We start from the raw sequence: 6,811 nt of genomic DNA, 5'->3' as shown, positions 1-6,811 counted from the left end.
TTGGCAATGAAATCGAAGGAGAACCGGTCGGTCGGCGCACCGGAAAACACCATCCGCACAGCCTGGGTATCGCGGCCCTGCAGGCCTTCGCCGCCCAGCGCATTGTCGATATATCCGTCGCGTTCACGGCTGACAGCGGCGAAGCGCAGGCCGTAATTCTCGCTCAAGGCGAAATTGACGTGGCCGCGGGCTTCGATCTGGCCCTCATTGCCGGCACCGACCTCCACCGAGGCGGAGAATTCGTCCTCGGCCTTGTTCTGGATGATGTTGATGCCGCCGATCAGGGCGCCACGACCAAAGAGCGTCGGCTGCGGACCCTTTGCGATCTCGACACGTTCAATATCGAACAGCTCGACATAGGAGCCGCGCGAACGGGTGATCGAGACACCGTCCTGGAAAACGGCGACGCGAGTCTCCGACGTTGCTTCGCCGCTGTCGGTGGTGATGCCGCGGATCGAGTATCCGGTATTGTTCGGGCTCTGCTCCTGAACAATCAGGCCCGGCGTGAAGGCGGCCAGGTCCTCGAAATCGGCGATGTCGAGAGCGTCGAGGCGCTCTTCGTCGAAGGCCGAGACATTGATCGGGACATCGGCCAGCGATTGCTCGCGGAACTGGGTGGTCACCCGGATGACATCGATGCTCTCCTCGCTCCCGTCCTGGGCCAGGGCTGTCGGCATGGCAGAGGCAGTCGCAGCCAGGGCGGCCGCGGTCAAAAGGCGGGACTTCATTGTCATGGTACAATCCTCATACGCGCGCAGCCCCTCGACTGCGCTTGGTGCGCCGTGCTTACGGGCTGGAGATGACGCTTTGCCGACACACCGGTGACAGCTACATGACGCACTGCAGCAAACAATCTGCGCGTTGCATTCGCGCATCAGCTGGGGGAGTGTCAGACCATGACCGAAATCGCAGAGACACGATCATTCGAGGTTGCCCCGGAAGAGGCCGGGCAGCGCCTGGATCGCTGGCTCACGGCCCAGCTTGATACATTGTCGCGCTCGCGCATCAAGGCGCTGATCGACGGCGGGCATCTGGCAGTCGACGGCGCCGTGCTGACGGATCCGTCCGCCAAGACCCTGGCCGGCTCGACCTATGCGCTCGGCATCCCGGTTCCGCGAGCGGACAAGCCAATGCCGGAACCGATGGATCTCGACATCCTGCACGAGGATGACGATCTGATCGTGCTCGTGAAGCCAGCCGGCCTGTCCGTCCACCCGGCCCCCGGGAACTGGACCGGGACACTGGTTCACGGCCTGCTGCATCATTGCGCCGGGTCCCTGTCGGGCATCGGCGGGGTCGAGCGCCCCGGCATTGTCCACCGCCTCGACAAGGAGACGTCCGGCGTCATGGTCGTCGCCAAGTCAGATGCGGCCCATCAGGGGCTCAGCACGCAGTTCGCCCGCCACACGGTAGAGCGCGCCTATATCGCCTTCACCCGCAATGCGCCGAGCCCCAAGGCCGGACGCATCGAGACCCAGATTGCCCGCTCCTCCCGCGATCGCAAGAAATATGAAGTCCCGCACGATCCCAATTCGGAAGCGGGCAAGCATGCGGTCACGAATTACACGACGCTGAAGCGCTATGGACAGGCAGCCGGCGCCGCGATCGGCACCGGTATGGCGGCCAAGGTCGAGTGTCGCCTGGAGACCGGACGCACCCACCAGATCCGCGTCCACATGGGCCATATCAACAGCCCGCTTCTGGGTGATCCGGTCTATGGGCAGAAGCGTGGACGCCTGCTCGAACATGATGACGAATCCGGCACGCTGAAGACTTTCCGGCGCCAGGCCCTGCACGCCGCCATTCTCGGCTTCAAGCATCCGGTCACCGGTGAAGCGCTGCGCTTTGAAACCGACCTGCCCGACGACATGAAGCGGGTAGAGGCCATTCTGGAGACGCTGTGAGACGACCAGGTCGGCTGCACCCACGGCGTTGTCTCGCGCAGCACCGCCGCCTAGCCTGCCGGCCTCGCTGGAGGAGACCGGTATGACAGTGCAAACCATGACAAAGGGGGTCGGCGGATCCGATTCCGCGACAGAGCTCTCCCGCCTGACCGACCGGCTCAGCCATTGCCAACCCATTCCCGAAGCAAGCCTGCGCGAACGACTTGATGGCTTGCGGCATCGGATGGGTGAGGTCGGGCTCGACGCAATCTGGCTCAATGCCGGGACCAATCTCACCTATTATACCGGCCTGCGCTGGCCGGCGACGGAACGCCTGGTTGGCGCCCTGGTGACGGCCAATGGCGGGCTGACCTATCTCGGACCGGCCTTCGAGACCGGCACACTGGAAGGTTTCATGCGGCTCACCGCCCCGCTCGCGGTCTGGCAGGAGCATGAGGATCCGTATGCCACGCTCGCCGGCCTCGACAACGCCAGGGGCTGCCTCGGCATCGACCCGACCACTCCCCTCGTTACGGCCCACGCCATCACCCGCGCCTGGCAGGGCGACACCCGGGATGCCGCTGATGCGGTCCTGTCCGGCCGCATGGGCAAGGACGCCGACGAAATCGCGCTGATGCAGGCAACAAAGGATGCCACGCTGGAGGTGCACGCCGCTGCCGCGCGCATCCTGCGCCCGGGCATCTCGACCCGCGACGTCACCGAATTCATCCATACCGCTCACAAGGCGGTCGGCGCGCCGGGGGGCTCGACCTTCTGCATTGTCCTGTTCGGACCGGACACGGCCTTTCCCCATGGCGTCGCCAATCCCAAGACACTTGAAGACGGCGATGTCGTGCTGATCGACACCGGCTGTGCCATTCATGGCTACCAGTCAGACATCACGCGCAGCTATGTGTTCGGCACGCCCACCGACCGTCAACGCGAAGTCTGGGACGCAGAGAAAGCCTGCCAGCTGGCCGCCTTTCAGGCGGCACAGATTGGCGCGACCTGCAGCTCCGTCGATGCGGCCGCCCGCACGGAAGCAGAACGGCGCGGCTTCGGCCCCGGCTATACCCTGCCCGGCATCCCGCACCGGACCGGCCATGGCATCGGCCTCGATATCCATGAAGGCCCGTATCTTGTTGGCGGTGACGACACACGACTCGAGGCGGGGATGTGCTTTTCCAACGAGCCGATGATCTGCGTGCCGGGTGAATTCGGCATCCGGCTGGAAGACCATTTCTACATGACCCCGACCGGTCCGCGCTGGTTCACCGAACCCTCGCACGCCATCGACGATCCCTTCGGCTAGGTCTCGCCGCTGACAGCCTTCAGACCGATGATCCCGATCAGGATCAGGGCCAGGAAGAGGATCCGCAAATGGGTCACGGGCTCGTTGAAGACGAGAATGCCGATCGTCGCCACGCCGAGCGCACCAATGCCGGTCCAGACGGCATAAGCGGTTCCCGCAGGCAGGGACTTCATCGCCACCCACAAGAGCGCCATGGACGCGGCCAATGCGGCCAGTACGGCAGCGTGCTGCCACCAGGGCGCGTCGCTGCGGACATATTTGAAGCCCAGCGCCCAGCCCATCTCACAGATGCCGCCAAGCACCAGAAGGGTCCAGGGATTGGTCAGCCAGCCCATTGCCGTCAGTGCTCGCGACGGAAGTTGCGGGCCCAGACCTCGGCCACGACCGAATCAGCTTCGGTCAGCTCGACCGCGGGCAACAGCGCCGGACACGCCTCCGCAAACGCGGCGCGACCGGGATCCCAGCGGCTCATCATCGCGACATAGACGTCAAGCAGACCCAGGCTCTCGCCGAGCAGAAAGGGACCCGGCGCACCATCAAAGGCATCATTCATCACTGTCCACATGTCGAGGCGGCGGCGATCCGCCATCTCCAGCAGTCCCGCATGGGTCGCGCTGTCCGGATGAAAGCGCTCCGGGCCGTCCGAAATCGTGAAAGTGGCGTAGATGCTGGCGGCAAGAAACAACATCCAGCGCAGGTAATCGGCCCGATTGGGCGCGTCGATTGGCGGAGCGAGACCGGCGCCGGGGTAACGGTCCCCCAACCAGATCAGGATGGCCGCGCTTTCGGTCATCACGCTCTCATCGGGCAGCACCAGGGTCGGCACCTGGCCGACCGGATTTATGGCCCGCACTCGCCGCTGCTCATCCGCTTCGCCAAGCGGATCGACCTCGACGAACTCATAGTCCGCCCCGACCAGTTCAAGCGCTGCCTCGACACAGACCGACCCGAAGCCGGCCTTGCCATAGAGCGTGTAAGCCATTCAGGCGCGCCCCTTGCGAATGGCGGCCTGGACCTTCAGCGCCTGTACGGTCATGCGCACATCATGCACACGCACCATCGCCGCACCGGCCGCGCCCGCCCGCAAGGCTGCCGCCAGTGACCCGCCCAGCCGCTCCATCTCGGCCGCGCCCTCGTCGATCGCCGCGATGAAACGTTTGCGGGAGGCCCCGAACAACACCGGATAGCCCAAGCCGATCACCTGATCGAGGTCGCGCATGAGCGCCAGATTGTGATCAAGCGACTTTCCGAAACCAATGCCCGGATCGAGCCAGATACTGTCGGCACTGACGCCGCGCGCCATGGCGATATCCGCGCGCTCGGTCAGGAAGTCGCAGACGTCCGACACGACATCCTCGTATTGCGGGTCCGTCTGCATGGTCTGGGGCGTGCCCGACATGTGCATGAGAATGACCGGCACGCCGAGCTCGGCAGCGGTCTCGACCGCACCCTCGGCGCGCAGGGCCATGACATCATTCCAGATATCAGCGCCGGCCTCGACGGCCGCGCGGGCCACAGCCGGTTTGAAGGTGTCGATCGAGATACGGGCCGCCGACCGTTCACGCAGTGCCTTGATGACAGGGATGACACGCCTCAATTCCTCATCCTCGGCGACCGGTTCGGCACCGGGCCGCGTGGACTCGCCCCCCACATCAATCACATCTGCGCCGTTCTTGAGCATCTCCATGCCACGGACGACCGCAGCCTCAAGGTCTACAAAATCACCACCATCGGAAAAGCTGTCTGGCGTGACATTGAGCACGCCCATGACAAAGGGCAGGTCCGATTGGCGACGGGAACGGAATTTGGCCATGACGATCCGCTTGCTGGGACGGGGAGTGTGACTGCCTGCCCCTGATATACGCTGCAGCGCCGCGGCGCGACAATTGAAAAGCCCGGTCAGGGCTGATCAATGGCTGACCGTGTGCGAGGTCAGGTCGATGACCAGACGGGAATAGATGTCACCAGCCTCCTGGCCAAGATGCACCGTTGCCGTCTCGCCTTCTGCGACGACGAGCCGCGGCGACTCTTCCAGGCCGAAAGGTCGTGCGTGCACGTCATCCTGGAACGCCAAGTGAATGTCGTACGTGATCCGCCCCTCGCCATCGCGCATGGGTTGCATGCCGACCATCAGGGTCCGACTTTCCGATCCATGCGCGTCCGACAGATCGGTAACGCCGGCGGGTAAATTCTCAAGATAAACGAATGTCACAGTCTCGCCGCGACCGTCGCTGCGAAAGCTTGACGCCTCCTCCCTGCTGACACGGAGATCTGGCAGGGCGGCCTCGACCGACACCGAATACCGGGTCATCAGGGTTGTCGACGACACAGGGCGCACGATCTCGGCATCTTGCACGGGGGGCGGGTTGTGCGAACAGGCTGCTACCAGCACGCTCGCGGACAAAGCCATCAGAACTCGCATCATCTTCCAATGTCCCTTGATTGCCCAGGCATTAATTCGTGATTTGTCTGACGTGACAAGGCCGATCCGGCCGCACTCCAGGCTGCCGCAAGAAAAAGCCCCGAACCTGTCAGGCCCGGGGCTATTGAATTTCAAGTCGCGAAAGCAGATCAGGCGCCTTGCGGCTCCGGGTCGGCATCCGGGCCCTCATCCGTCGTCGGCACGGCGCTGGTCGGCGTGTCGCTCGGCGGGCGCGGCGTGTCATCGGGACGGCTCGGCGGCTTGCCGTTGAGCAGGTCGGTGATCTCGCTGCCGGACAGGGTTTCGTATTCGAGCAGACCCTCGGACAGGGTCTCCCAATCCTTGCGCTTTTCAGTCAGGACGCGGCGCGCTTCATCCATGCCTGTCTGGACCAGAGCACGCACTTCTTCCTCGATCTTGCGGGCCGTTGTGCCGGAGACCGATTTGCTCTGCACCAATTGCTGGCCGAGGAAGACCTCGCCCTGATTGTCGGCATAATCGATCGGACCGAGCTCTTCGGAGAAACCCCACTGGGTGACCATGGCCTTGGCCAGGCGGGTCGCCTGCTGGATGTCGGACGCCGCGCCGGACGTCACCTTCTCCTTGCCGAACTTCATCTCCTCGGCCACACGGCCGCCCATCATGATGGCGAGGCGCGAGGTCATTTCCTCATGCGTCATCGACATCTTGTCGCCTTCCGGCAATTGCATGACCATGCCCAGGGCACGGCCGCGCGGAATGATGGTCGCCTTGTGGACCGGATCGGACGACGGCACATTGATCGCGACGATGGCGTGCCCGGACTCGTGATAGGCGGTGAGCTGCTTTTCCTTCTCGGACATGACCATGGAGCGGCGTTCCGGCCCCATCATCACCTTGTCCTTGGCGTCCTCGAACTCCTGCATCGACACACGCCGCTTGTTGCGACGGGCCGCCAGCAGGGCGGCTTCATTGACCAGATTGGCCAGATCCGCACCGGAGAAGCCCGGCGTTCCGCGCGCAATCACTTTCGGATCGACATCATCGGAAAGCGGCACATCGCGCATGTGGACCTTCACGATCTTCTCGCGACCGGTGATGTCCGGATTGGGCACCACGACCTGACGGTCGAAACGACCCGGGCGCAAGAGCGCCGGATCGAGCACGTCGGGACGGTTGGTTGCGGCAATCAGGATGACGCCCTCATTGGACTCG

8 protein-coding genes are annotated in these 6,811 nt (G+C 64.0%); 2 read left to right on the top strand and 6 right to left on the bottom strand.

Translation table 11 applies throughout. From position 1 onward, the window contains the following. Nucleotides 1-734 (bottom strand): TonB-dependent receptor (locus QZ266_RS13875; protein WP_295696160.1); only part of this gene is annotated, 734 nt, incomplete at its 3' end. A 162-nt stretch (nt 735-896) separates the two neighbouring features. Here QZ266_RS13875 and QZ266_RS13870 point away from each other — a divergent pair. Then, entirely contained in the window at nt 897-1,904 is a 1,008-nt protein-coding gene (locus tag QZ266_RS13870) for an RluA family pseudouridine synthase (protein ID WP_295696158.1), read from the top strand. Between the two features lie 97 nt (nt 1,905-2,001). Then, nucleotides 2,002-3,195 carry a M24 family metallopeptidase gene (locus tag QZ266_RS13865; protein ID WP_367178246.1) on the top strand — a complete coding sequence of 398 codons (1,194 nt, stop codon included), beginning with the start codon at nt 2,002-2,004 and terminating at the stop codon, nt 3,193-3,195. Here QZ266_RS13865 and QZ266_RS13860 read toward each other — a convergent pair. The 5 genes from QZ266_RS13860 to QZ266_RS13840 form a co-directional block, all read right to left on the bottom strand. Then, nucleotides 3,192-3,530, bottom strand: a complete 339-nt coding sequence (locus QZ266_RS13860; protein WP_295696154.1) for a multidrug efflux SMR transporter — start codon at nt 3,528-3,530, stop codon at nt 3,192-3,194. The genes QZ266_RS13865 and QZ266_RS13860 overlap by 4 nt on opposite strands. A 5-nt stretch (nt 3,531-3,535) precedes the next feature. Then, nucleotides 3,536-4,177 (bottom strand): glutathione S-transferase family protein, encoded by a 642-nt coding sequence (locus QZ266_RS13855; protein ID WP_295696153.1) that lies wholly within the window; start codon nt 4,175-4,177, stop codon nt 3,536-3,538. Next, a complete protein-coding gene (folP, locus tag QZ266_RS13850; protein ID WP_295696151.1) occupies nt 4,178-5,008 on the bottom strand; it encodes a dihydropteroate synthase in 831 nt (276 codons plus the stop codon). It lies immediately after the preceding gene. Nucleotides 5,009-5,104: 96 nt separating this feature from the next. Continuing rightward, a complete protein-coding gene (locus QZ266_RS13845) occupies nt 5,105-5,620 on the bottom strand; it encodes a hypothetical protein (RefSeq protein WP_295696149.1) in 516 nt (171 codons plus the stop codon). A gap of 146 nt (nt 5,621-5,766) precedes the next feature. Then, a partial coding sequence (locus tag QZ266_RS13840; protein WP_295696147.1) for an AAA family ATPase occupies nt 5,767-6,811 on the bottom strand: 1,045 nt, incomplete at its 5' end.

It is taken from the genome of uncultured Maricaulis sp., assembly GCF_905480005.1.
Classification (GTDB): Bacteria; Pseudomonadota; Alphaproteobacteria; order Caulobacterales; family Maricaulaceae; genus Maricaulis.
This window is presented reverse-complemented; position numbering and strand designations above follow the sequence as displayed.